Genomic DNA, 23,823 nt, shown 5'->3' with positions numbered 1-23,823 from the left:
GCGCTAATCCCTGTGCAGAGGTGCTGTTACTCAAAACGCTCGGGCATACGGTCCTCTTCGGCAAGGTCCGAGAAGCGTGTGAATTCGCCCTGGAAGGCAAGCTGCACGGTGCCTGTCGGGCCGTGACGCTGCTTGGCAATGATCACTTCGGCCTTGCCGCGCACTTCGTTCATCTCGGCTTCCCACTGAAGATACTCCTCGGTACCGGGTTTCGGTTCCTTGTTCTTCAGATAGTACTCGTCACGATAGACGAAAAGCACAACGTCGGCGTCCTGCTCGATGGAGCCCGATTCGCGCAGGTCGGCAAGCTGCGGGCGCTTGTCGTCGCGTGACTCCACCTGGCGCGAGAGCTGGGACAGCGCGATGATCGGCACCGAAAGTTCTTTCGCGAGCGCCTTGAGGCCGGTGGTGATCTCGGTGATTTCCTGCACGCGGTTCTGCGCGGACTTTGCGGACGAGCCCTGCATGAGCTGTACGTAGTCGATGATGATGACATCGAGGCCGCGCTGGCGTTTCAGGCGGCGGGCACGGGCGGCAAGCTGGGCGATGGAGATGCCGCCCGTCTGGTCGATGAAGAGCGGAATCTTCTGCATCGTCTGCGCGCAGGCCACCAGCTTTTCGAAATCGGTTTCCGTGATCTCACCGCGGCGGATCTTGGAGGAAGGGATTTCGGTCTGCTCGGAAATGATACGGGTGGCGAGCTGCTCCGACGACATTTCCAGCGAAAAGAAGCCGACCACTCCGCCATTCGCAGCCGCAAAGGAGCCGTCTGCCTGCTGTGCCGGCTCATAGGCGGCTGCAATGTTGAAGGCGATGTTGGTCACGAGCGAGGTCTTGCCCATGGCCGGGCGGCCGGCAAGGATGATCAGGTCGGAGGACTGGAGCCCGCCCATACGCCCATCGAGGTCGCGCAGGCCCGTGGAAATTCCCGAGAGATGCCCGTCGCGCATGAAGGCGGCATTCGCCATGTCGACGGCGATTTTGGTCGCATCGCCAAAACTCTCGAACCCGCCATCATAGCGCCCGGTTTCCGCCAGTTCGAAAAGACGCCGCTCCGCGTCCTCGATCTGCTTGTTCGGGGCCATGTCCACCGGCGCGTCATAGGCGATGTTGACCATGTCCTCGCCGACCGTGATCAGTGCGCGGCGAATAGCAAGATCGTAGATCGCACGGCCATAGTCGGCGGCATTGATGATGGTGACCGCTTCAGCCGCAAGGCGCGCCAGATATTGCGCAACAGTCAGTTCGCCGACCTTCTCTTCGGCGGGCAGAAACGTCTTGATCGTAACGGGGTTGGCTGTTTTGCCCATGCGGATGAGCTCGCCCGCAACTTCGAAAATCTTGCGGTGCAGGGGCTCGTAAAAATGAACCGGCTTCAGGAAATCGGACACGCGATAAAGTGCGTCGTTGTTCACCAGAATGGCGCCGAGCAGCGCCTGCTCTGCTTCGATATTGTTTGGTGCTTCCCGATAAAGCTGGGTTTCCGCCGTTTCAAGTTTGCGGACTGCCGCCTCTGCCATCATTTTTGTTCCGGTGTTTCTCTGTCATTCGCGCCCGGACAAACGAAAGACATGAACGTCCCGGCACCCCCAGCCACTTTCGTACCTTCTCTTCGGAAAAGGTGAAAGCGCGGAGATGGTATGTGACCGCGATTCACAGTCGCGTGCCGCAGTTGTGGGCAACTTTCAGGATAAGCTTGACCGTGATTGCCAAGCCGCAGCGGCCGAATCGCATTATGGGTCGATTATACGTCTATTCGGCCGCCTGCGTGAACTTTCCAGGCCCCTTGCCGTCCGCATCGGCGAGCTGTTTCTCGGTTTCGCCGATATAGGTTCGGGTCACGGGCAGGGTTTCACGCTTCTTGGTGAGCTGAATCTGGAAGACCACCATCTCCTGCCATCGGAACGATGCCTCAGAGCCGGCCAGGTAGAATTCCCACATGCGGGCGAAACGCTCGTCGTAGATCTCCACCGCCCTGGCGCGGTTTTTCTGGAACCGTGCCTGCCAGTGCTTCAGGGTTTCGGCATAGTGCAGACGGAGGATTTCCACATCGGTAACGATCAGACCGGACCGTTCGATCGCCGGCATCACCTCCGACAGCGCCGGAATATAGCCGCCGGGGAAGATGTATTTGCGAATGAACGCGTTCGTTGCCGCCGGCGGCGCGGAGCGCCCGATCGTGTGCAGCAGCATCACGCCGTCATCTGCGAGAAGACGGGCGCTCTGGTCGAAGAAGGTGCGATAGTGGTTGATGCCCACATGCTCGAACATGCCGACCGACACGATTCGGTCAAACGGCCCCTTGAGCGAGCGATAGTCGACAATTTCGAACCGCGCCCTGTTCGAGAGTTTCTGATCACGCGCGCGGCTGCTGGCCACCCGGTGTTGTTCTTCGGACAGCGTCACCCCGAGCACATTGGCGTCGAACTGGCGTGCAATGTCGAGGCCCAGTCCGCCCCAGCCGCAGCCGATGTCCAGCACCTTCTGTCCCCGCTCCAGCGCCAGCTTCGCCATGATATGGCGTTTCTTGGCCCTCTGTGCTTCCTCGAGCGAGACCTCGGGTGTTTCGAAATAGGCACAGGAATACTGCATGTCCTCATCGAGGAAGAGACGATAAAGCTCTTCCGAGAGGTCGTAGTGCCGGTGGACGTTTCGTTTGGCGCGCGCAGCCGTGTTCCATTGCTGCAGACGGCGGAAGGGATGACGCAGCGCCTCTCCGAGCTTGACGAGAAAGAGCTGCGAGCCTGTTTCGTCCATGTTGGAGTACACGAGCTGAAGGAAAGAGAGAAGGTCTCCTTCCACGATGTCGATCTCGCCATCCATATAGCGCTCCGGCACCGCCAGCGTCGGATCGATCGCGATGGCGCGTTCGGCGGCCGCCGTGTGAATGACAATATGGACCGGATCGCCGCTCCCATCGCCGAAAACACGCAGTTTCCCTGCCGCATCGGTGATGCAAAGCTTCCCTTTGCGGACGAGGCGAGAAACGAATCTTTCGAGCAACCAGTTCATCGCATAACCCCCAAAAAGTCTCGGGAGGCTGTAAGTATGAAACAATTCTGCGATGGTTGAAAAGGGGCCAGACCTTCATTGGCCGTTAGCCGGATGAATACTCTTGCCGCTTCTTGCCATTGAGGTCTCGCGGAAGCGTGGAAATCCGGGCTCTTCGTCCAAGATATTCAAAGTATAAAAGTCACGATCAAAACAATTGATGGCGCAACCGCTGGCAACAAAAAAGCCGGGCGCGCGCCCGGCTTTGAAAGCAATTCCAGGAAGAGTGGAAACCGGATTTCCCTTCGGAACTGCTTGAAAACAGATAGCTGGCCCGGACCGCCTCATCGATTCCCTGAAGCGCTGAGGCGGTCTGAACCAGCTTGCGCGTGAATTACGCGTTCTCGTCGGTCTCTTCGGCAGCCGCCTCGTCGGAGGCTGCTTCGACATCTTCATACTCGGCTTCCGGATCGAAGAATTCGTCCGGACGCGCGCTGTCGTTGATGTCCTCGCCGTAAATGGCTTCCGCAGAATCCAGCGTCTCGCCGCGTGCCTGGCGCTCGGCCTCGTCGCTCGAACGCGCAACATTGAGCGTCACGGTGACCTCGACTTCCGGGTGAAGCGCGATGGCGACATTGATCAGGCCAATGGTCTTGATCGGCTGGTTGAGCTCGACCTGGCTGCGGCCGATCTTGAAGCCTTCATCGGCCAGGATCTCAACGATGTCGCGCGTGGCGACCGAACCGTAGAGCTGACCGGTCTCGGCGGCGGAACGAACGACGACGAAGGACTTGCCGTCGAGCTTCTCTGCAACGGCCTCGGCTTCCTTCTTCTGTTCCAGATTGCGTGCTTCGAGTTCGACGCGCTGGCTCTCGAATTTCTTGCGGTTGGCTTCGTTGGCGCGCAGAGCCTTGCCCTTGGGCAGGAGGAAGTTGCGTGCGTAGCCGTCTTTGACCTTCACCACGTCGCCCATCTGGCCGAGCTTGGCGATACGCTCAAGGAGAATAACGTCCATCGTTTCTGTCCTTTGTCATCGGCGCCCTGCGCCGGAATTTCATAAAGGCAGGTCAGAAACGGAAATGCCGCTGTGCGGCACGAAAGTCGCTGTCCTGCCCATGGTGGCAGTTAGGGGCATTCGCCCCAACTCGGGATTTGAAAAGCCTCGTCCGCGCCCGCCGCGGGGAGGGGGCGGGCGGAAAACCGCCCGCGCCGAAAGTCTTACTTCACCACGTAGGGCAGAAGGCCCAGGAAACGGGCGCGCTTGATGGCCTTGGCCAGTTCGCGCTGCTTCTTCTGGCTGACCGCCGTGATGCGGGACGGAACGATCTTGCCGCGCTCTGAAATGTAGCGCTGCAGGAGCTTCACGTCCTTGTAGTCGATCTTCGGTGCGTTGGCGCCGGAGAACGGGCAGGTCTTGCGGCGGCGGTGGAAAGGACGCCGCGTCGGAATCTGATTGATGTCGACCATTATTCGGAGCCTTCCTTGTTGCTGTCGCGGTCATGGTCGCGGCGCGGGCCACGATCGTCACGGCGCGGGCCACGCGGGCCACGGTCGTCACGGCGCGGGCCACGGTCGTCGCGGCGCTGCATCATCGCGGAAGGGCCTTCCTCATGCGCGTCGACGCGAACCGTCATGAAGCGCAGAACGTCTTCCGACAGGCCCATCTGGCGCTCGACTTCCTTCACGGCCGCAGCCGGAGCGTCGATGTCCATGAGCGTGAAATAGGCCTTGCGGTTCTTCTTGATCCGGTAGGCGAGGGACTTCTGTCCCCAGTTTTCAACCCGGCCAACGGAGCCGCCGCCAGCTTCGATCACACCCTTGTACTGTTCAACAAGGGCATCGATCTGCTGCTGCGAGAGATCCTGCCGGGCAAGGAACACGTGTTCGTAAAGTGCCATTGTCTTGCCTTTCTTCGTTTCCATCCACCGGCCCAGCGGCTAAGCCTCTGCGACTAGTCTTGTCCCCGAGGGGCCGAAGAAAAGCGCGTTGGACGGTCGAGAGCGGAGACACGGGAGGCGGAAGAACCTGTCTTCACAACGCACGCTTCCCGATATCGGGAAAAGCGCACGGCCCTCCGTTCAGCCCCCAGCTGAGACCGGCAGATCGCGCGCTTATACAGGTTTTCAACGAAGATGCAAGGCGACGGTTTCAGGCGAGCAGATACCAGAAATCAAGGTCGAGGCTGGCCGGGTCGCACAGATCGAGCAGCGGCTGGCAGACCGGGTGCCCGACATAGCCCTCGCACATGCGTTTTGTTTCACCCAGCGAACGTCCGAAAGTGACCTCGCAAAAGCGGTTTTCCGCATCTCGCCCGATGTAATGGAGCCTCGTATTGTCGGATTGGTCGAGATATTCGCTTTCGATCCGTTCCGAAATCGCGAGCACGTCCTGCTCACTCGCATTGCTGCCGTCAGCGATCTTGAAGGTTCCGAATTCAACGCAGGAAAACGCGTCTGGCGGGGATGCGATCTGCTTGAGTATCTGGTTGCGCGACAGCCGCACGGTGCCGGGCTCCAGCAATGCCATGAACGTCTTCGCGCTTTCTGCGTCGTCATAGGCTTTGAGCATCCCCTCGAAGCTCTGGTCGTCACGGGCCAGAATGATGTCGGCAAAACCGCCGTTCAGATTGCCGAGAAACGCATGAAGGAGGATGCCGTCCATCGGGCGCAGAAAGGTCTCCTGCCAGGCCAGGGCGGCGTCGATCAGGCGGGCCGCTTCAACGTCCGCGCGCTTTTGGTATCGGGCAAAGCCCATCACCCTCACAGGGCCTTCGGATTTTCTCAACATTGACTGTTTTCCTCTTGATAGGGGCAGCGGCTGCGGTCGGACTTGCCGAACAGGCCGACGTGCCGTAGCTATCCCGAAGGATTGACAGTTTCTGTCAGGGTGGAGCATGCGCGCATCACGACTTTTCGGATTGCTTGAACAATTGCGGATGCACCGCCAGCCGGTCAGTGCTGCCCAACTGGCAGAAACGCTGGGCGTTTCGGTCCGCACTCTCTACCGCGACATCGCCACGCTTCAGTCCATGGGGGCTCCCATCCGGGGCGAGGGCGGCGTCGGTTATCAGATCGAGCGCGGCTATTTTCTGCCTCCCTTGCACTTCGACGCCGATGAACTCGACGCGATCACGCTTGGCATGCAGTTGATTTCAGCGCGCGGCGATGGCGATCTGAAGCAGGCTGCCGCCCGCGTGGCCGCAAAGGTTGATGCAATAGCACCCGACGGTCAGCATGGGCGTGTGCGGCAAGGGGACATGATCGCATATTCAAGGGCGTCGGATGCACAGCGCCACCTGGCTGCTCTTCGCCGTGCGGTACGCGGGCGCCGGCGTCTTGAAATCGTCTATCTCGACCTGAAGGAGAAGAAGAGCACGCGCAGGGTCCGCCCGTTGGGGCTGACCGCATTCGACAATGTCTGGCTTATGACGGCCTGGTGCGAGGAGCGCGACGACTTTCGCAACTTTCGCATTGATCGGCTGGTGACGGTCGCCGAAACCGGCGACCGCTTTGCGCCAGAGGCTGGCAGGGAATTCAAGGATTACCTGAAGACCCTGCGATAGCGCATGTCTCCCGAAAGTGGGCACCGGTTTCGGGACAAAGACATGCGTCAAATCAAGAACCTAAAGCGCACAGAGCGAATCTGAAAGATCGCGACGCGCTTTAGCGTTCACGTCTTGAGCTTGTAACCGGTCTTGAATATCCACCAGATGGCGCCAAGGCAAAGCGCAAGGAAGAACGAGATCATGGCGATGCTCACGCCGATCCCCACATCCGCAGTCTCGTAAAAGCTCCAGCGGAAGCCGCTGATGAGGTAAAGCACCGGGTTGGCAAGCGTCACCTTCTGCCAGAATTCCGGCAGCATCTCGATGGAGTAGAACGAGCCGCCAAGGAAGACGAGCGGCGTGATCACCAGAAGCGGTATCAGCTGAAGTTTTTCAAAATTGTCGGCCCATATGCCGATGATGAAGCCGAACAGGCTGAAGGTAATCGCCGTCATCACCAGGAAGAACAGCATCCAGAAGGGATGTCTTATCTCTATGGGGACGAAGAGATGCGCCGTTGCCAGGATTATCAGGCCCAGGATCAGCGACTTGGTTGCCGCCGCCCCCACATAGCCAAGCACGATCTCGAAAAAGGAGATCGGCGCGGAGAGGACCTCGTAAATCGTGCCGATGAACTTTGGAAAATAGATGCCGAACGATGCGTTGGAGATGGAATTCTGTAACAGCGTCAGCATCATCAGCCCGGGAACGATGAAGGCGCCATATTGGACGCCGTCGATCTCCTCGATGCGCGAGCCGATGGCCGCGCCGAAGACGATGAAATAAAGCGAGGTGGAGAGCACGGGCGAAATCACGCTTTGCAGAAGCGTGCGTTTCATGCGGGCCATCTCGAAGAGATAGATGGATTTGACGGCTTCGAAATTCACTGGTTTTCCTCCACCACGAGGCTCACGAAAATGTCTTCGAGCGAGCGTTGCTCCGTGTCGAGATCCTTGACGGTGATCCCGGCTTCGCTCAGCGCCGAAAGCAGGGACGCAATGCCCGTTCGTTTCGCCTGTGTGTCATAGTGATAAATGACCCGCTCGCCGCCATCGGCGAGCTCCAGGTCATATTCGGAAAGCTGGTCCGGCAGATGCTCCAGCGGCTTCTGCAGGTCGAGCGTAAGCTGCTTCTGTCCGAGTTTGCGCATCAGCTCGGCCTTCTCCTCGACCAGAAGGAGCCGGCCCCTGTTGATGACGCCCACGCGGTCGGCGATCTCTTCCGCCTCTTCGATATAATGCGTGGTCAGGATGATGGTGACGCCGGTGTCGCGCAGGCGCTTGACCAGCCGCCACATATCCTTGCGCAGTTCCACGTCGACGCCTGCCGTCGGCTCGTCGAGGAACAGGATGCGCGGTTCATGTGCGAGAGCCTTGGCGATCATCACGCGCCGTTTCATGCCGCCCGAGAGCGCCATGATCTGGCTGTCCTTCTTGTCGTAGAGCGAGAGGTCGCGCAGGATCTGTTCGACCAGCGCCGGCGCCGGCTTCTTGCCGAAAAGGCCTCGGCTGTAGCTGACCGTCGCCCAGACCGTCTCGAAGGTTTCGGTGTGCAGCTCCTGCGGCACCAGACCGATGAGCTGGCGCGCCTGGCGGTAGTTCTGGACAATATCGTTGCCCTCTACCGTCACCGTGCCGGTGGTGGGTTTCACCAGACCGCAGATGATGGAGATCATTGTCGTTTTACCGGCCCCGTTCGGGCCGAGCAGGGCGAGTATCTCCCCGCGCTTGATGTCGAGATCGACCGAATTCAGGGCCGTCAGGCCGGTGTCATAGGTCTTTGAAAGGTCTTTGATGGAAAGAGCTGTCGTCATGGGAAAAGTCCGTCATGTCGGGGGCTTTGGCAGGCCGCGCACATATAGGCAATATGCAGCCCGCTTGCCAGCGCGCTCGCTCGCTCGCTGACATTTCCTGACATGCCGGACGTTTTCGTTTCCCGTGACCGGATCAGTTGTTTTCGGGGTCGGTCTCCGCTGCGAAGGCGAGTTGCCCGCAGCGCACCATCGCAAAGAGCGCCGGAATGCCGACGATCGCCGTCAGAATGGTCTCGCCGAGGGGCTGAAGGTGCAGCAGTCCGGAGAGGCCCCAGATACCGGCGGCGGAAGCGGCTGCCACTTCCGTGGAAATAAAGAGAGTTACGGAAACGAAACCGACCGCCTGCGCAAGCGTCAGCCTGCGACGAGGCGCAATTTCCTGCGGTCGCGGCTCTTCTGATACAAAAGACATGTCTGAAAATACCCATACACGCCACCGGAAATGGGGCGGAGCAGCGATACATCTCTCTTCAATTATGGAGTTTTCATGTCATCGGGCGCCGGATGCCGAAAACGCCCAAAAAGCTTGACGCGCCGGTTGTGTTGCGTCACCAGATGCGCCCGATAAGGACGAATACCGGAGATTTGGCGATGAGCATCGCTTTCACCTTTCCAGGTCAGGGAAGTCAGGCTGTCGGCATGGGGCGCGATCTGGCCGATGCGTTTCCAGAAGCGCGCGACGTGTTCCAGGAGGTCGATGACGCGCTGGAGCAGAAGCTTTCCAGGATCATGTGGGAAGGCCCGGAGGATGAGTTGACCCTCACCGCCAATGCACAACCTGCGCTTATGGCCGTTTCCATCGCGGCGATGCGGGTGATGGAAAAGGGCGGTCTCTCACTCAAGGACAAGGTGTCCTACGTGGCTGGTCACTCGCTTGGCGAATATTCCGCGCTCTGCGCTGCCGGCACATTCTCCCTGGCCGATACCGCTCGGCTGCTGCGCATTCGCGGCAATGCCATGCAGGCGGCGGTGCCGGTGGGCGAGGGGGCGATGGCTGCGATCATCGGCCTCGAGGCGGCAGACGTGGAAGCGGTCTGCTCCGCTGCCGACAAGGAGGGCGTCTGCCAGATCGCCAATGACAATGGCGGCGGTCAACTCGTGATCTCCGGTGCCAAAAGCGCCGTGGAAGAAGCCGCGAAGCTCGCCTCCGAAAAGGGCGCCAAGCGCGCGATCATGCTGCCGGTTTCCGCCCCTTTCCATTCCGCGCTCATGCAGCCGGCGGCCGAGGCGATGCGCGAAGCACTCGCCGATGTCAGGAAGCACGCCCCGGCTGTTCCGGTGGTGGCCAATGTCACGGTTTCGCCTTTGAGTGATCCCGAAGAGATCGCCGAACGGCTGGTCGAGCAGGTCACGGGCCGGGTGCGCTGGCGTGAAACCGTCGGCTGGTTCGGCGACAATGGTGTGGAAACACTCTATGAGATCGGCTCCGGCAAGGTGCTCTCCGGTCTCGCCCGTCGCATCAACCGCGATCTTGCCGCAGTTCCGGTCAACACGCCGGCAGACATAGAAGCGGCAATGGCGGCGCTCGGCTGAGCCGGGCCGCTTGTACAACGAAGAATTTAGGTGATTGAAAAGGACAAGGCCATGTTTGATCTGAGCGGCCGCAAGGCACTGGTGACGGGGGCGTCCGGCGGCATCGGCGAGGCCATCGCGCGCACCCTGCATGCCCAGGGTGCCGTCGTCGGCCTGCACGGCACACGGGTTGAAAAGCTGGAGACGCTCGCTTCCGATCTCGGTGATCGCGTCAACCTGTTTCCCGCCAACCTGTCTGACCGCAATGAAGTCAAACAGTTGGCGGAGAAGGCGGAATCGGAACTTGAGGGCGTCGATATCCTCGTCAACAATGCGGGCATCACCCGCGATGGCCTTTTTGTGCGCATGAGCGACGAGGACTGGGATCAGGTGCTCGAGATTAATCTCGGTTCTGTTTTCAGGCTCACCCGCGAGCTCACGCATCCGATGATGCGTCGCCGGTTCGGTCGCATCATCAACATCACCTCCGTTGTGGGCGTCACCGGCAATCCCGGCCAGGCGAATTACTGTGCCTCCAAGGCAGGTCTGATCGGCTTTTCCAAGTCGCTCGCCCAGGAAATCGCCAGCCGGTCGATCACCGTCAATTGCGTTGCCCCCGGCTTTATCGAATCGGCCATGACCGACAAGCTCAACGACAAGCAGCGCGACGCGATCATGGGTGCCATTCCCATGAAGCGCATGGGCAGCGGTGATGAAATCGCGTCCGCCGTCGCATATCTGGCCTCCAATGAGGCCTCTTACGTCACGGGCCAGACCGTGCACGTCAATGGCGGCATGGCGATGATCTGAGCGCGGTTCGGGCAGGGGGAACGATGGACGGGCTTGCCACAAGGCGCTTTGTGCTGCGCGACTTCGAGCCCGCTGACGTTCCGGCACTGGCCGCCTACCAGTCCGACCCGCGCTTCGTTTCCGCCCGCAATAAGGCCGGGCAGGAAGCGGGCGATCCCGCCGAACTCGTGGCGCTCTTCCGCACATGGGCGCAGGAGCGCCCGCGCCGGAACCACCAGTTTGCCGTCATCGAGCGCAAAACCGGCCGGCTCGTCGGTTGCGCCGGTGTCCGCACGGCAAATTGTCCACAGGGCAGTGGTGAGCTGGGTATAGAGCTTTCGCCGGATATGTGGGGGCGCTACGGCAGTGCCGCAGAGATCACGCGCGGCCTGCTCGACTTCGGTTTCTCCACGCTCGCCCTCTGCGAGATATTTGGTGAAACCACCGCAGAAAACCACCAGGCGGCAAGGCTTGCTTCCTTTCTTGGCGCTCGTCTCGAAAGACCTGTACGACAGGGAAACAAAGGGATCGAGGTCCCGGGAGAGCCTGTCGTTTGGCGTTTCCTGCGCCGTGACTGGCGCGCCGGGTCCGGTGTCTGATGCGACTGGTCGCAGGAGTGGCGGGACGTGGAATAACGCTTGGCGCGCGCGCCAAAATCGTGATAAGCGCCCGCTCGAAGCCGTTCCGCCCGCCGCATGCACGCTGTGCATCGTCATCGGAGCATAACAGACTGGGCGTCGATCGTATCGGCGCTTTAGTCGTCATTTCGCTTGATTAGCGGCATTCGTGCGGCTAACGAAGATCGGAAATTCAGAAAGTCGAGGGTTCTCTCATGAGCGATACTGCAGAACGCGTTAAGAAAATCGTTGTCGAACATCTGGGCGTCGAAGGCGACAAGGTGACCGAAGGCGCAAGCTTCATTGATGATCTTGGCGCAGACAGCCTCGACACGGTCGAGCTGGTCATGGCGTTCGAAGAAGAGTTCGGCGTTGAAATCCCGGACGATGCAGCCGAGACGATCCTCACCGTCGGCGACGCTGTGAAGTACATCGACAAGGCGACCGCCTGACGCCGTCCGGCGTTTTCGCTACGAAACGTAGTCAAGGCGGATAATCAGCATATGAGACGCGTTGTCGTCACCGGTATGGGGCTTCTTTCACCCTTCGGCCTCGGTGTTGAACATGGGTGGAAGAGCCTGCTTTCGGGCAGGAGTGCGGCCAGCCGCATCGATCGTTTCGAGGTCGATGACCTGGCCTGCAAGATCGCCAATTCGATCCCGCGCGAAGGCGAGGGGGCATTCGACCCCGATGCCTTTCTGGAGCCGCGCGAGCAGCGCAAGATCGGTGAGTTCATCACCTACGGCATTGCTGCGGCAGACCAGGCGCTTGAGGATTCGGGCTGGAAACCGGAAACCGACGATGAGAAATATGCCACCGGCGTGCTCATCGGCTCGGGGATCGGCGGCATCGAGGGCATTGCTGAAAACGCCTTGACGCTTGCTGAGCGCGGCCCGCGCCGCATCAGCCCCTTCTTCATCCCTGGCAACATCATCAACCTGGTCTCGGGTCAGGTGTCGATCCGCCACGGGCTGAAGGGACCGAACCATGCGGTGGTGACCGCCTGTTCCACAGGCGCACATGCCATCGGTGACGCAGCCCGTCTCATCATGCTCGGCGACGCAGACGTCATGCTGGCGGGTGGTGCGGAAGCACCGATCACCCGCCTCTCCATTGCCGGCTTTTCCGCCTGCAAGGCGCTTTCCACCAGCTTCAACGACACGCCGGAAAAGGCTTCCCGGCCTTATGACCGCGACCGTGACGGTTTTGTCATGGGCGAGGGCGCCGGCGTTGTCGTTCTGGAAGAGTTGGAACACGCAAAGGCGCGTGGCGCAAAGATCTATGCGGAAGTGGTCGGCTACGGCCTCACGGGCGACGCGTATCACATCACCGCTCCCGCCGAGGATGGTGACGGCGCCTATCGCTGCATGAAGGCAGCGCTGAACCGCGCCGGCCTGACCGCGGACGATCTCGATTACATCAACGCGCATGGCACATCGACCATGGCGGACACGATCGAACTTGGTGCCGTGGAGCGTCTTCTGGGCGATGCCGCGAGCAAGGTGTCGATGTCGTCCACCAAGTCGTCGATCGGTCATCTGTTGGGTGCAGCCGGTGCGGCAGAAGCCATCTTCTCCGTTCTCGCCATCCGCGACAACATCGCTCCGCCGACCATCAATCTCGACAATCCACAGGCGGAAACGCCCATCGATCTGGTGCCCAACAAACCGCGTGAGCGGCAGATTGACGTGGCGTTGTCCAACTCGTTCGGCTTTGGCGGCACCAACGCGTCTCTCGTTTTCAAGCGTTATGAAGCCTGAAGCTTTCCAATAACGGGCTTGCAGTTTTGCCATTTTCGCAATTCAGTCTGACGGACACGAATCGAAAAGGCGGACGCCAGGCCCGGGAGATGCTTTTTTCCGAAGCCTGCGTGAACGTTCAACGCGCGAATATTTAGGACAGGACCGGCGACCATTGGCGCCGTTCTGAAGGGAGCGGTCCAAGAGGCATGACAGGGACTTCCGGCGACAATTCCGGCTTCGGCCGTCAGGCAGGCGAAGAACGTGGTCGCACGTTCAAATCGGCCAACCAGACTTTGCGACCGGAGGCCGGCACACCACCGCCGCGGCGCTCCAGGCGCGCGCGCAGCCAGTTCGTGGTTTTCCTGAACTTCGTCTTCTCCTCCATAGTCTTCCTGGTCATTCTTGCCGGGTTCGCCTTCTATTTCGGCAAGCGTGAGTTTCATCAGCCCGGTCCGTCGCGTACGGCCGAGACCGTGATGATCAAGCCGAACACCGGTGTGCGCCAGATCGCGAGCCTGCTTGAGCGGGAAGGCGTCATTTCCGATGCCCGCATCTTTTCGCTCGGCGTCCGTGCCTATGGGGCGGATTCTGAACTGAAAGCGGGTGAATACGCCATTGATGCCGGTGCTTCGATGCACGAGATCATGGAACTCCTGAAGAGCGGCAAGAGCGTTCTTTATTCGCTCACCATTCCCGAGGGGCAGACCGTGTTCCAGGTGTTCGAGCGGATCCGCGAAACCGAAGAGCTTTCCGGCACGCTGCCCGAGGAGATGCCGGCAGAGGGCAGTCTCGCCGCCGACACGCTGCGCTTTACACGCGGTATGGACCGTGGCGCCGTTGTTGAAAAACTCCTTGAGGACCAGCAGGAGCTGGTGGACAGCATATGGGCGCGCCGCGACGAGGACCTGCCCGTCAAGGACAAGAACGAGTTCGTGACGCTGGCCTCGATCGTCGAAAAGGAAACCGGCATTGCCGATGAGCGTCCGCGCGTCGCGGCCGTGTTTATCAACCGTCTGCGCAAGGGCATGCGGCTTCAGTCGGATCCCACCATCATCTATGGGCTGTTTGGCGGGCAGGGAAAACCATCCGATCGGCCGATCTATCGCTCCGATCTCGACAAGAAAACGCCCTACAACACCTATCTGATAGACGGTCTCCCGCCCACACCCATCGCCAATCCCGGCCGGGCAGCCCTGGAGGCCGTGGCCAATCCGTCCCAGACCGACGAACTCTATTTCGTCGCTGACGGAACGGGCGGACACGTTTTCGCCAGGACGCTCAAAGAGCACAACGAGAATGTCGCACGCTGGCGCAAGATTGAGCGCGAGCGTCGGGCAGAGGAAGAAAACGCGGGCGAGAACGGTTCGAACTGAGCCGGACATGCGCGCAGGGAACGACTGCACGAGGGGACGCATGAGCAGGCTCCAGAGCATGACGGGTTTTGCCCGCGCCGCGCGTGATCATGAGGCCGGCGGCATCGTCTGGGAGATCAAGTCGGTCAATGGACGGAGCCTTGAAGCCCGTTTTCGTCTGCCGCCTGGGTTCGAGCGTATCGAGCCGATGGCCCGCCAACGCCTGCAAAAGTGCTTTGCCCGTGGAAATGTACAGGCTTCCCTGACCTTTACGCAGAGCGATGCCCTGCGCCGTCCGGTCGTAGACGAAGAATTTCTGAAAGAGGTTGCAGCACTTGCCGGCCGGCTTCAGGAGCAGTTCGGCACGGCTCCGGCGACAGCCGACGGGCTCCTTGCGCTGCGCGGGGTCCTCGATTCTGCCGATCCCGTGGCTGACGAAGACCTGCGCGCCTCCCTCGACGAGGCGATTCTCGCCGCTCTCGACGATGCTCTCCGGGGGCTTGAAGAAGCCCGCTGCGCGGAAGGTGGCGCACTGGAAGCCATATTGCTCGATCAGGTGTCGCGCATCGAAACGCTGACTGATCAGGTTGAGGCCGACCGCTCGCGCTCGCCGGAGGCCATCCGGGAGCGTCTGCGGGAGCAGGTGGCCCGTCTCATGGATGCGACCACCGGCTTCGATGCGGACCGACTGCATGCGGAAGCCGCCATCCTTGCCGCCAAGGCCGACATCCGCGAGGAGATCGATCGCCTGCGCACGCACATTGCAGCCGCGCGGGCCCTGATCGCGTCCGGCGGTCCCATCGGCCGAAAGCTTGATTTTATGGGCCAGGAATTCAACCGCGAATCCAACACGCTTTGCTCAAAATCCAACGCGGCAACGGTGACGGCCATCGGCCTTGAGTTGAAGGCCGTGGTTGATCAGTTTCGCGAGCAGGTGCAAAATCTGGAGTAGACCATGTCCTCGGAAACATCTCCTGCCGTTTTGACAGACGTCGCACGCCGTGGCCTGATGCTGGTGTTGTCCTCGCCCTCGGGTGCCGGAAAATCCACCATCGCGCGCACGCTTCTGGCGCAGGTTCCCGGTTTCGAGCTTTCCGTCAGCGTGACGACCCGCGCGCGCCGTGGCAGCGAGATCGAGGGCGTGCATTATCATTTCAAGTCGCAGCGCGAGTTCGAGATCATGCGCGACAATGACGAACTGCTCGAATGGGCAGAGGTTCACGGCAATTTTTACGGCACGCCCCGTGCGCCGGTTGAAAAGGCGCTGACCGAGGGCCGAGACATGCTGTTCGACATCGACTGGCAGGGCGCTGAGCAGTTGCGCGAGAAAATGCGCGGAGATGTCGTGTCCATCTTCATCCTGCCGCCGACCATGAAGGAGCTTCTCGGTCGCCTGACACGCCGGGCCGAGGATACGCCGGAGATCATCCAGACCCGTCTCAGGAACGCGCGCACCGAGATCGAGAAGTGGATCGATTACGACTACGTGGTCATCAACGAACAGCTCGACCCGGCCTTTTCGGCCGTCCGCTCGATTGTTGAGGCGGAGCGTCTGCGCCGCGACCGGCGTCCCGGCCTGTTTGATTTTGTGGCGGGGCTTCTCGCAGAAGAGCCAAACTGACGCTCAGGCGTTGTTTGCAAGCGCCACGAATTCCGCCACCGAAAGCGTCTCTGCCCGGCGCGTGGCATCGATGCCGGCCCGCGCCAGAAGCGCCTCCCCACCGAGCGATTTCAGGCTCTGGCGCAGCATTTTGCGGCGCTGCCCGAAGGCCGCTTCGGTGATCTTCGCCAGTTTCGCCGGCTCCACGGCCAGCGGCGCCGCGCGCGGGACGATGTGCACCACCGAAGAGGTTACCTTGGGCGGCGGGGTGAAGGCCTGTGGCGGCAGGTCGAAAGCAATCTTTGCCTCCGTGCGCCACCCGGCCAGAACCCCAAGCCGGCCATAGGCCTTGTCGCCGGCACTGGCAACGATGCGTTGCGCGACCTCGCGCTGGAACATCAGTGTCATCGACGCATATAAGGGGGGCCATCTCCCGGGCGTAAGCCAGCGCACCAGAAGTTCGGTGCCGATATTATAGGGCAGGTTCGCGACGATCCGCACCGCGCCCTGCGCGTTCGCGGCCAGAGCGGCAAAATCCGTCTCCATGGCATCGCCACTCACAACGTCGAGCCGTCCCGGATAGCGTGCGGCGACCTCCGCTAGCGCGTCAAGGCAGCGCTCGTCGCGCTCCACGGCGATAACCCGCTCCGCGCCCGCCATCAGCAATGCACGCGTCAGCCCGCCGGGGCCGGGCCCGACCTCGATCACCGTCGCACCCTCGAGATTGCCGGCGGCACGCGCCACTTTGGCCGTCAGATTGAGATCGAGTAGAAAATTCTGGCCGAGCGATTTCTTCGCCGCAAGGCCATGGCGGGAGATAACCTCGCGCAGCGGCGGGAGTCCGTCCGCGCTCATCGCGCGCCACCGGCATTGTCCGCCAGCTCACGGGCGAGCCTGATCGCCGCAATCATGCTGTCGGCCCGCGCGATGCCCTTCCCGGCAATATCGAAGGCCGTGCCATGGTCGGGAGAGGTGCGGATGAAGGGAAGACCAAGCGTGACGTTCACCGTCTCGTCGAAGGCGATGGTTTTCACCGGGATCAGTGCCTGATCGTGATACATGCACAGTGCTGCGTCGTAGCCTTGGCGCGCACGTGCGTGGAACATCGTATCGGCGGGCAGGGGGCCAAATGCGTTGATGCCCTCAGCCTGCAATGCGTGGATTGCCGGTGCGATGACATCGCGGTCTTCCGTTCCCATCGCTCCGCCTTCGCCCGCATGCGGGTTGAGGCCGGCAATGGCAAGGCGGGGTGCGGAAATGCCGAAGCGTTCCATGAGGTCACGCGCCGCAATCCGGGCTGTCTCTTCCACCAGCGATTGCGTGAGGGTCGCGGGAACACCCGCCAGCGCCTCGTGCACGGTCACAGGCACGGTGCGCAGTTCAGGCCCGGCAAGCATCATCACGGGTATGGCCGCGCGTCCGGTGATCTCCTCTGCGAGATGGCCGAGATACTCGGTATGGCCGGGAAAACGGAAACCGGCGTCATAGAGCGGCTTCTTGGCGATGGGCGCGGTGACGACAGCCGCCGCGCGCATCTGCATCGTGTCGTCAACGGCGCGCGATATCGCCTCGATCACGCCCGCAGCATTCACCGTTTCGGGATGCCCGGGATTGTCTGCCAGCCTGTTCTGGAGCGGCGACACGGGCAGACGCTCGGAAAAGACGGCGGGCGCCGCCTCCGGATCGGCTTCTGAGAGGGGAACGTCGAGCCCCAGGCGGCGCGCGCGCGCTGCGAGCAGGCCGGGATCGCCGAGCACATAGAACCGGGGCAGCCCGAACCTGTTCCTCTCAAGCCAGGCCTGAAGGATAATCTCGGGACCTATCCCGGAAGGATCGCCGATGCTGAGCGCGAGCGGGAGCACGAGCCATCTCCTCCTGGAGAAACACCTGGTTGAAAGAAAGGGGCCCGGTCTTTTCGCGCCCGCGGCTGATCAGCGCTGGCTGATACGTGCGTTCTTGCGCAGCTCGGCGAGATACGCCTGCGCTTCCTTTTCCATGGCGTCGTTCCCGGAATTTTCGTTCTGGAACACCATCTGCGCAACCCGGTCGTCGGAGACCTCGCGCGTGCTGCACACGCCGATGAACTCGACACCCCGATCTGTCTCGCGCACACCCGTCGCATTGCCGGGGGAGGTCTTCTTGATCTGGTCTTTCCAGTCCGTGGGAAGTTCCGGCTCAAGAACACGACCCAGGTCGCGCACCGTCACGTCGATCAGCCCCTTGGCAAACTGGCGCGTGCTGTCGCAGCCCTGGAACCGGTCGCGCATTGCCTGCGCCTCACGCTTGCGCTTTCCGAGCAGGCTCGAACGCTCGCCTGATGGAACGACAAAAATCACCTGCTGGAGCATGTATTCGGTCGCGCTGGGCTTGCTGCCGCCCTGCTCGAGCATCTTGGCGACGACATCCTGTTCGCTCATGCGTCCGGTCGAGCTGGTGCGGGCCTGCATGACACGGCCCCAGCCGATCTGGGAGCGGATGAACTCCTTGAAGTGATCGGAAGTCACACCGCTTTGCGCAAGCACGGTGTTCAGCTGGCTTGTCGACATCCGGTTGCCGTTGGCAAAGCGGGCATAGGCCTGATTCACCATCTCGTCGGGAATGTTGACATTGCGGCGCTGCATTTCCTGCAGCTTCAGCGTCTGCTCGATCATCTGATCCGTAGCCTTCTGGCGCAGATTGCCGCCTTCACGCTGAAGCTTCAGAAACGCCACGCGGCGGTCGATATCGTAGCTCGTGATCGGAACGTTGTTCACCACGTAGCGAATTTCCGTCGCCAGTGCGCCAGCTCCATTGAACAGAGGCATTGCCGCCGCCATGGCCAGCGTCAGAACGCCTGTGCGCAGGAAGCGTCTGCAATTGCTAAACATCGTCATTTTTCTCATCTTTGCACCCCGCAATTGCGACTGAGATAACAGCAAATGCACGGGAGCTACAGTCCCTTAGGCTGTTTTTATCGACAGCGCGTGGGGCAAAAACATGACCTTTGACGCCGCGGCAGGTCATAGACGGTCATGAAGGCGGCCCCCGTCGATCAAACGGGGCCTTTCAGAAAAATACTAGAAGCTGGTGTTCAGATCGCCACTGCTCGTTCCGAAGTCGCCGATCGTGCGCAGTGATATACGGAAGCCAAAGGACTGGCTGACTTCCTGCGTGTCGCGGTTCTTGCTGCGCGAATAGGTCATCGAATAGATGAAGCACTCATCCCCGTAGGAGAACCCGTAGTTGTTCTTTACAAGGGTCTGGCTTTCGATATCATATGTGCCCGAAGCGAAGCCGCTCCAGTTTTCGTCAAAGCGAACCTTGGCCACACCGGTGACTTCCTGACGGTCATCTTCGAAGCCGTAGAGCGGCTGCGCTTCGATATATGCATATTGCAGCGATGTTGTGAGCTGCCCGAAGGTGGCGGCCGTTTTCAGGTCGGTGCGGCGAATGTCGAATGTTTTCTCGTCAAACCGTGCACCGGCGGAGAACGCGAATCCGTTCGGGCTGGCAATGCCGATCATGCCGACAAAATCGGAGACATCGGTCTCCAGGCCGGAATAAGCGCCGGCGTGAACCAGATCCGTCTGGGCATACGGGTTGGCGCCGGCCAGATGATACGACTGGCCGAACAGCCCCTGCGTGGTCCATCCATTGGCGAAACTGCCGGAATAGCGGATGCCGACATTGGCGCGCGTGCCGCCTTCGATCCGGTCATAACCGGAGAATTTGTCGCGCTCGAACAGCGTCGTTGCGTCGAAGACAAGCGACTGGGCGTCTTCGTTCGGGATGCCGAGCCTGTCCTGATAGGGGGCATCCGGGCGCAGGAAAATCTGTGCCATCGGCTCCAGAACATGGCTGGCGCTCGAGGTGGAGAAGAGGATCGGCCAGCGGGCTTCGAGGCCGGCCGTCGCCATGTAGCGGTAATAGGAAGAGCGCACGTCGCTGCCGACGGCGGTTCCGTTCAGCTCGAAACTCGTGACGCCGTTGACGGTCGTTGCATCGTAGTCGGTATAGATCGCATCGCCGCGTGCCTGCAGGATCGGCGTCACCACCAGACCGCCCGTGCTGACGAAGGAACGTTTCCACTCGGCCTCGGCCGTCATGCGGCTGGCCAGCCCTTCGACGCCGTCGATTCTTGTGGAATCTCCGTTGACGATCGATTGGCTAAGGCTGTCCCGATAGACGTTCTGCACGTTCACATCGAAATTCAGCTCGCCGCCGGCAACGGCCTCATCCGGTGTGTAGGAATAATCGAAGCTCGGCAGCACCCAGGGCTGCTTGTCGTTCCGCGCGTTGGGCGAGGTATCCAGAACATCTTCCTGAATGTCGAAATGATAGGCTCTAAGGTCGAAGAAATTCCGGTCGTCGAGGCCCGTCAGGTAGAGCTGCGATGTCTGAACCGTGTCGGAAAATCCATCGATGCCATAGGTGCGCGAAAAATTCTTGTCGGTCTGCGCCAGGACATCCCAGCCGAATGTCCAGCGCGGATTGATGCGGAACTGCCCTTTCGAACCGATCATGCCGCGGCCGGTTTCGCTGCCATTGACGCTGTTTGCGCCCCAGGCTTCCGGTTCCTGCTGTTTGATGCCCGCGATCTTGATGCTGTACTGGCCGTTGTCGAAGCGCTGGCGCCACTCGGCTTCGCCCAGAAAGCCCTGCCTGGTGTAGTAGGTTCCGGTGACGGTCAGGTCGTAGGTAGGGGAGAATGCGAAATAATAGGGGACGCTGACGCCAACCCCCATTTCCTTTTTGTAGGAGGCGCCGGGAATGAGGAAGCCGGACTTCCGCTTCACCGTCGGGTCTGCGACTTCGAAGAAGGGCAGGTAGGCGATCGGCATGCCGAAGAATTCGAAGCGCGAGCCTTCAAACCGGACGGTTTTCGATTCGCCGTTCCAGATGATCTTCTGGGCCTTGATCTGCCAGATCGGTGGTTTGCCGGGTTTTTCGCGGCAGGGCTCGCACGCGGTATAGACGCCATTGTTGAAGGTCGTCAGTTGCCCGCGTGAACGCTCCGCGCTCTCGGCAGCGAAGTAGGTCTTGTCGACGGTCTCGATTCGCAGGGCATTGACGAATCCATCGCGGAAATCGTCGGTCACATCGATTTCGTCGGCAAAAATTTTGTTGCCATCCTGTTCGATGATCTGCACGCGTCCGCGCGCCACCACGCGCGACGTCCTGCGGTCATAGACGACGCGGTCAGCCACAAGGCTGTTGCCGGCATATTCAATCTGCACGCCGCCTGCGGCGGTGATCGTGTTGAGATCGTTATCGTAAATGAGATTCTCGGCCGTCAGGAGCATCTGGGCGTCCTGCGGCAGGTCGGCAACGTCCAGACCGCCCGTCTGCGCCAGGGTAGGGGCCTGCGGGAGCAATGTATAGGTGCACAAGGTTGCCAGCGCGGTCGCGCCCATAAAATGCGCTAACCGTGCGGACATGCCGGCTCTGATTGCCGCAACCCCCACTAACCGTCCTCCTTGTACAATAGGAAAGTCACCCCGTAGAACATCGCCACGACCACAGGCGTCCAAGCAGCCACAACCGGAGGAACAACTCCGGCGCTGCCGAACGCCTTGACCAGGACCGAAACCACATAAAGCAGAAACCCGGCGAGGATTCCACCCAGAATCACCGTTGCTGACTGTCCCATTCTGGTAAATCTCATCGATACCGTAGCGGCAATCAGGGTCATGGCGACCAAGAGCAGTGGCAACACCACAAGTGAATGAAAATGCGTGGCAAACGCGTTCGCTTTAAGCCCGAACGAGCGGGCAACTTCAATCTTCCCGGGCAGTGCGTAAATCGATGTCGCTTCCGGCCGGGCGAGTTGCTCGCCGACGAACTCCGGCTGCAGGTTGGTCTCGATCTGGATGCTCTCGATTTTTTCTGCCGCAGCGGTACCGCGTCGACGTGCCACGGCCTGCAGATCCCAGTATCCGTCGCGCAGGAATGCCCGCTCTGCGTCGAGGCGCTCGAATATCCGGCCCTCGGCATCGATTCGGAAGAAGGTCGGGCGCACCAGCACCTGGCCGCCGTTCAGAACGGCACTCGATCCGATGATGGTTTCCTCGTCGCCCGAGCGCTGCTTGATCCACTGCTCGGCTTCGGAATTGGTGCTGCTCTTGGCCCCGCGCACTTCGGCTTCGACGCTCTGTGCCTGGGCGAAGCCATTGGCCGCCAGCGGGTTGAGCGCCGCCACGGCAAGGACACCGAACAGGAAGGAGCCGAACGCGATCGGCGTCAGGAACTGCCAGGCCGAAACGCCGGCGGCCCGGGCCACCACCAGTTCGTATTTGCGGTTCAGGCTGATCAGCGTCGCCATTGCCGCGATGAGTCCGATAAAGGGGACTGCCTGGAGCAGGATGATCGGGGTCTGCAGCGCGGCGAGTGAAAAAGCCCATTGTGCCGTATAGCCGGGCAATCCGGCCGAGCGGCTCGACACTTCTGCGAACGTCACGATGAAGATCAGCAGGCCGATGCCGAAGAAGTTCCATGCCGCAATCGAGGCGTATCGGCGAAAGAAGTAGCCGCCCAGCGTCAGGCCGATCATCCGCGCCTCCCGGCCGGTGTCCGCCTGTTCGCGAGCCGGACGCGCCAGTGCGTCATACCGTCGGTCAGTCGTTGCATGCGCGCGTTCAGCTTCTCGACCCAGTGCGTTGGCAGTTCCATCACGCGATTGGTGGCGATGAACACCGCACATAGTCCAATCATCAAAAGCGGAGCGGCATAGAGCACGAAGGAGAAGAATGGGGAGCTTTCGGCTTCCGTACCCGAGTAGAACCCGACCCATCGCACGATCAGCGCAATCGCCATCGTGGTGACGATCGGGTGCAGCCGCGCTTCACGGAACGACCGCGCATCGCCCGCAACCGCCAGCGCCACCATGGCGAAAACGAGCGGATAGAGCCATTCGGAAAGGCGCATATGCAGTTCTGCACGGATGATCTGCGGCGACTTCTTGTAGAAACTGTCGTTCACATCCGGGTTCATAAGAAAGGCAAGCGACCGGTCTTTGGGGTGCAGGGTGGGTTCTCCACCACCCCCGCTTGAGAACTGCGAAAGATCGAACGCATAGGAATCGAAACGGATCGTCGACACGTCGCCATTGGCCGACTGCCGCTGCACCATGCCGTCCTGCATCACGAGAATGGAACCGCCTTCGCGCTCCACGGCAGCGCCCGTTCGTGCGTGATAGACGAGCTTGGTGTTCTCATCGCGCGAATCGGCCACGAAAATGCCACCGAGCAGCCCGTTGGGCAGGCGCTCCGAAACCTGCACGAAAAGCCCGTCATCCACCTTCTGGAACGAGCCTTCCTGCAGCACGGTGGTGATCAGGTCCGCGCGGGCGTTGGCGAGCACCGAACGGAAAGCCTGCCGTGAGGCCGGCTCAAGCGTGTTGTTGATCAGGAAGGAGGCAAGGCTGGCGCCGATGGCGATGATGAGGATCGGGCGGATGATGGTGGCGCGCGGCGCGCCCGACGCGTTGATGACCACCAGCTCGGAATCGGAATTCATCGTCGCCAGCGTCTGGGCGATGGCGATCCCGAGTGCAAAGGGAATCACGATGGGGATCACGGACGGCAGAACCAGGGCGGCAACGAAAAAGAACGTGCCGGCGGACTGGCCACTGTCGGTCACGAGGTCGATCCGGTTCAGGACCTGCGTCGTCCACACCAATGCGAGCACCCACAGCAACGCCGCCGCGAAAAGCGCGAAGGTGCGACGCATGATGTAAAGTTCGATCACCCGCATGGATATCGACAATCCGTTTCGTTGGAACAGCCCTTTAAAGGCGCGCGCGAACCTAACGGTCCTGACGCGCGCGCACAATGCGCAACTGCCGGCTTTGAAGGGCGGCCCACCATTTCTTGTCCCTTGCGAGAC

24 protein-coding genes are annotated in these 23,823 nt (G+C 60.9%); 9 read left to right on the top strand and 15 right to left on the bottom strand.

The annotated features are described in order from the left end of the window. Positions 1–26 precede the first annotated feature (26 nt). The 6 genes from KUG85_RS05525 to KUG85_RS05500 form a co-directional block, all read right to left on the bottom strand. Positions 27–1,520, bottom strand: a complete 1,494-nt coding sequence (locus tag KUG85_RS05525; RefSeq protein WP_007007704.1) for a replicative DNA helicase — start codon at positions 1,518–1,520, stop codon at positions 27–29. 232 nt (positions 1,521–1,752) lie between these two features. Continuing rightward, a complete protein-coding gene (locus KUG85_RS05520; protein WP_065818319.1) occupies positions 1,753–3,012 on the bottom strand; it encodes an SAM-dependent methyltransferase in 1,260 nt (419 codons plus the stop codon). Between the two features lie 373 nt (positions 3,013–3,385). Continuing rightward, positions 3,386–4,006, bottom strand: a complete 621-nt coding sequence (rplI, locus tag KUG85_RS05515; RefSeq protein ID WP_065818318.1) for a 50S ribosomal protein L9 — start codon at positions 4,004–4,006, stop codon at positions 3,386–3,388. Positions 4,007–4,209: 203 nt separating this feature from the next. Beyond that, a complete protein-coding gene (rpsR, locus tag KUG85_RS05510) occupies positions 4,210–4,458 on the bottom strand; it encodes a 30S ribosomal protein S18 (protein ID WP_002963610.1) in 249 nt (82 codons plus the stop codon). Next, entirely contained in the window at positions 4,458–4,889 is a 432-nt protein-coding gene (rpsF, locus tag KUG85_RS05505; protein WP_025030213.1) for a 30S ribosomal protein S6, read from the bottom strand. The genes rpsR and rpsF overlap by 1 nt, the downstream gene beginning before the upstream one ends. A gap of 250 nt (positions 4,890–5,139) precedes the next feature. After that, a complete protein-coding gene (locus KUG85_RS05500; protein WP_223004409.1) occupies positions 5,140–5,778 on the bottom strand; it encodes a hypothetical protein in 639 nt (212 codons plus the stop codon). Between the two features lie 106 nt (positions 5,779–5,884). On the opposite strand from KUG85_RS05500, the gene KUG85_RS05495 reads away from it, so the two are divergent. After that, positions 5,885–6,553: a helix-turn-helix transcriptional regulator gene (locus KUG85_RS05495; protein ID WP_223004408.1), complete on the top strand. Its 669-nt coding sequence runs from the start codon at positions 5,885–5,887 to the stop codon at positions 6,551–6,553. A gap of 107 nt (positions 6,554–6,660) precedes the next feature. Here KUG85_RS05495 and KUG85_RS05490 read toward each other — a convergent pair whose 3' ends face one another. The 3 genes from KUG85_RS05490 to KUG85_RS05480 form a co-directional block, all read right to left on the bottom strand. After that, positions 6,661–7,422 carry an ABC transporter permease gene (locus KUG85_RS05490; protein WP_223004407.1) on the bottom strand — a complete coding sequence of 254 codons (762 nt, stop codon included), beginning with the start codon at positions 7,420–7,422 and terminating at the stop codon, positions 6,661–6,663. Next, on the bottom strand, positions 7,419–8,348 hold the full coding sequence (locus KUG85_RS05485; RefSeq protein WP_065818314.1) for an ABC transporter ATP-binding protein: 930 nt from the start codon (positions 8,346–8,348) through the stop codon (positions 7,419–7,421). Before KUG85_RS05485 ends, KUG85_RS05490 begins: the two co-directional genes overlap by 4 nt. Before the next feature lie 133 nt (positions 8,349–8,481). Continuing rightward, positions 8,482–8,760 (bottom strand): hypothetical protein, encoded by a 279-nt coding sequence (locus tag KUG85_RS05480; protein WP_223004406.1) that lies wholly within the window; start codon positions 8,758–8,760, stop codon positions 8,482–8,484. A 179-nt stretch (positions 8,761–8,939) separates the two neighbouring features. Here KUG85_RS05480 and fabD point away from each other — a divergent pair, with 179 nt between their 5' ends. The 8 genes from fabD to gmk all read left to right on the top strand — a co-directional run bounded on the left by fabD (position 8,940) and on the right by gmk (position 15,981). Further along, complete coding sequence (gene fabD, locus KUG85_RS05475; RefSeq protein ID WP_223004405.1) at positions 8,940–9,881, top strand: ACP S-malonyltransferase; 942 nt, start codon at positions 8,940–8,942, stop codon at positions 9,879–9,881. A gap of 51 nt (positions 9,882–9,932) precedes the next feature. Then, positions 9,933–10,670: a 3-oxoacyl-[acyl-carrier-protein] reductase gene (gene fabG, locus KUG85_RS05470; RefSeq protein WP_223004404.1), complete on the top strand. Its 738-nt coding sequence runs from the start codon at positions 9,933–9,935 to the stop codon at positions 10,668–10,670. 23 nt (positions 10,671–10,693) lie between these two features. After that, positions 10,694–11,248, top strand: a complete 555-nt coding sequence (locus KUG85_RS05465; RefSeq protein WP_223004403.1) for a GNAT family N-acetyltransferase — start codon at positions 10,694–10,696, stop codon at positions 11,246–11,248. 233 nt (positions 11,249–11,481) lie between these two features. After that, the gene (locus KUG85_RS05460) at positions 11,482–11,718 is read left to right on the top strand and encodes an acyl carrier protein (protein ID WP_007007691.1); all 237 of its coding nucleotides are present in this window, start codon (positions 11,482–11,484) and stop codon (positions 11,716–11,718) included. Between the two features lie 51 nt (positions 11,719–11,769). Continuing rightward, complete coding sequence (fabF, locus tag KUG85_RS05455; protein ID WP_223004402.1) at positions 11,770–13,026, top strand: beta-ketoacyl-ACP synthase II; 1,257 nt, start codon at positions 11,770–11,772, stop codon at positions 13,024–13,026. A gap of 188 nt (positions 13,027–13,214) precedes the next feature. After that, positions 13,215–14,381 (top strand): endolytic transglycosylase MltG, encoded by a 1,167-nt coding sequence (gene mltG, locus KUG85_RS05450; protein ID WP_065818309.1) that lies wholly within the window; start codon positions 13,215–13,217, stop codon positions 14,379–14,381. A 40-nt stretch (positions 14,382–14,421) separates the two neighbouring features. Continuing rightward, positions 14,422–15,312 carry a YicC/YloC family endoribonuclease gene (locus tag KUG85_RS05445; RefSeq protein ID WP_065818308.1) on the top strand — a complete coding sequence of 297 codons (891 nt, stop codon included), beginning with the start codon at positions 14,422–14,424 and terminating at the stop codon, positions 15,310–15,312. 3 nt (positions 15,313–15,315) lie between these two features. Continuing rightward, complete coding sequence (gmk, locus tag KUG85_RS05440; protein WP_065818307.1) at positions 15,316–15,981, top strand: guanylate kinase; 666 nt, start codon at positions 15,316–15,318, stop codon at positions 15,979–15,981. Positions 15,982–15,984: 3 nt separating this feature from the next. Here gmk and rsmA read toward each other — a convergent pair whose 3' ends face one another. From rsmA to KUG85_RS05410, 6 genes are all read right to left on the bottom strand, one after another. Continuing rightward, the gene (gene rsmA / locus KUG85_RS05435; protein WP_223004401.1) at positions 15,985–16,815 is read right to left on the bottom strand and encodes a 16S rRNA (adenine(1518)-N(6)/adenine(1519)-N(6))-dimethyltransferase RsmA; all 831 of its coding nucleotides are present in this window, start codon (positions 16,813–16,815) and stop codon (positions 15,985–15,987) included. Beyond that, complete coding sequence (gene pdxA / locus KUG85_RS05430) at positions 16,812–17,822, bottom strand: 4-hydroxythreonine-4-phosphate dehydrogenase PdxA (RefSeq protein ID WP_223004400.1); 1,011 nt, start codon at positions 17,820–17,822, stop codon at positions 16,812–16,814. The genes rsmA and pdxA overlap by 4 nt, the downstream gene beginning before the upstream one ends. A gap of 69 nt (positions 17,823–17,891) precedes the next feature. Further along, positions 17,892–18,827 carry a peptidylprolyl isomerase gene (locus KUG85_RS05425; protein ID WP_007007684.1) on the bottom strand — a complete coding sequence of 312 codons (936 nt, stop codon included), beginning with the start codon at positions 18,825–18,827 and terminating at the stop codon, positions 17,892–17,894. Between the two features lie 189 nt (positions 18,828–19,016). Then, positions 19,017–21,377, bottom strand: a complete 2,361-nt coding sequence (locus tag KUG85_RS05420) for an LPS-assembly protein LptD (RefSeq protein WP_255606257.1) — start codon at positions 21,375–21,377, stop codon at positions 19,017–19,019. A 26-nt stretch (positions 21,378–21,403) separates the two neighbouring features. Further along, entirely contained in the window at positions 21,404–22,489 is a 1,086-nt protein-coding gene (gene lptG, locus KUG85_RS05415; protein WP_223004399.1) for an LPS export ABC transporter permease LptG, read from the bottom strand. Continuing rightward, positions 22,486–23,691 (bottom strand): LptF/LptG family permease, encoded by a 1,206-nt coding sequence (locus tag KUG85_RS05410; RefSeq protein ID WP_065818302.1) that lies wholly within the window; start codon positions 23,689–23,691, stop codon positions 22,486–22,488. The genes lptG and KUG85_RS05410 overlap by 4 nt, the downstream gene beginning before the upstream one ends. Positions 23,692–23,823: the final 132 nt, after the last annotated feature.

Origin of the sequence: Nitratireductor rhodophyticola (assembly GCF_019891355.1) — a bacterium.
Lineage (GTDB): Bacteria > Pseudomonadota > Alphaproteobacteria > Rhizobiales > Rhizobiaceae > Nitratireductor > Nitratireductor rhodophyticola.
This window is presented reverse-complemented; position numbering and strand designations above follow the sequence as displayed.

Excerpts from the sequence above, each read along its gene's own strand:
- KUG85_RS05525 (WP_007007704.1), bottom strand. The coding sequence starts at position 1,520 with ATGGCAGAGGCGGCAGTCCGCAAACTTGAAACGGCGGAAACCCAGCTT.
- mltG (WP_065818309.1), top strand. The coding sequence starts at position 13,215 with ATGACAGGGACTTCCGGCGACAATTCCGGCTTCGGCCGTCAGGCAGGC.
- rplI (WP_065818318.1), bottom strand. The coding sequence starts at position 4,006 with ATGGACGTTATTCTCCTTGAGCGTATCGCCAAGCTCGGCCAGATGGGC.
- KUG85_RS05465 (WP_223004403.1), top strand. The coding sequence starts at position 10,694 with ATGGACGGGCTTGCCACAAGGCGCTTTGTGCTGCGCGACTTCGAGCCC.
- KUG85_RS05480 (WP_223004406.1), bottom strand. The coding sequence starts at position 8,760 with ATGTCTTTTGTATCAGAAGAGCCGCGACCGCAGGAAATTGCGCCTCGT.
- KUG85_RS05520 (WP_065818319.1), bottom strand. The coding sequence starts at position 3,012 with ATGAACTGGTTGCTCGAAAGATTCGTTTCTCGCCTCGTCCGCAAAGGG.
- KUG85_RS05460 (WP_007007691.1), top strand. The coding sequence starts at position 11,482 with ATGAGCGATACTGCAGAACGCGTTAAGAAAATCGTTGTCGAACATCTG.
- fabD (WP_223004405.1), top strand. The coding sequence starts at position 8,940 with ATGAGCATCGCTTTCACCTTTCCAGGTCAGGGAAGTCAGGCTGTCGGC.
- KUG85_RS05410 (WP_065818302.1), bottom strand. The coding sequence starts at position 23,691 with ATGCGGGTGATCGAACTTTACATCATGCGTCGCACCTTCGCGCTTTTC.
- KUG85_RS05420 (WP_255606257.1), bottom strand. The coding sequence starts at position 21,377 with ATGTCCGCACGGTTAGCGCATTTTATGGGCGCGACCGCGCTGGCAACC.
- rpsR (WP_002963610.1), bottom strand. The coding sequence starts at position 4,458 with ATGGTCGACATCAATCAGATTCCGACGCGGCGTCCTTTCCACCGCCGC.
- fabF (WP_223004402.1), top strand. The coding sequence starts at position 11,770 with ATGAGACGCGTTGTCGTCACCGGTATGGGGCTTCTTTCACCCTTCGGC.
- fabG (WP_223004404.1), top strand. The coding sequence starts at position 9,933 with ATGTTTGATCTGAGCGGCCGCAAGGCACTGGTGACGGGGGCGTCCGGC.
- KUG85_RS05495 (WP_223004408.1), top strand. The coding sequence starts at position 5,885 with ATGCGCGCATCACGACTTTTCGGATTGCTTGAACAATTGCGGATGCAC.
- KUG85_RS05485 (WP_065818314.1), bottom strand. The coding sequence starts at position 8,348 with ATGACGACAGCTCTTTCCATCAAAGACCTTTCAAAGACCTATGACACC.
- lptG (WP_223004399.1), bottom strand. The coding sequence starts at position 22,489 with ATGATCGGCCTGACGCTGGGCGGCTACTTCTTTCGCCGATACGCCTCG.
- KUG85_RS05500 (WP_223004409.1), bottom strand. The coding sequence starts at position 5,778 with ATGTTGAGAAAATCCGAAGGCCCTGTGAGGGTGATGGGCTTTGCCCGA.
- KUG85_RS05445 (WP_065818308.1), top strand. The coding sequence starts at position 14,422 with ATGAGCAGGCTCCAGAGCATGACGGGTTTTGCCCGCGCCGCGCGTGAT.
- KUG85_RS05425 (WP_007007684.1), bottom strand. The coding sequence starts at position 18,827 with ATGTTTAGCAATTGCAGACGCTTCCTGCGCACAGGCGTTCTGACGCTG.
- rsmA (WP_223004401.1), bottom strand. The coding sequence starts at position 16,815 with ATGAGCGCGGACGGACTCCCGCCGCTGCGCGAGGTTATCTCCCGCCAT.
- gmk (WP_065818307.1), top strand. The coding sequence starts at position 15,316 with ATGTCCTCGGAAACATCTCCTGCCGTTTTGACAGACGTCGCACGCCGT.
- rpsF (WP_025030213.1), bottom strand. The coding sequence starts at position 4,889 with ATGGCACTTTACGAACACGTGTTCCTTGCCCGGCAGGATCTCTCGCAG.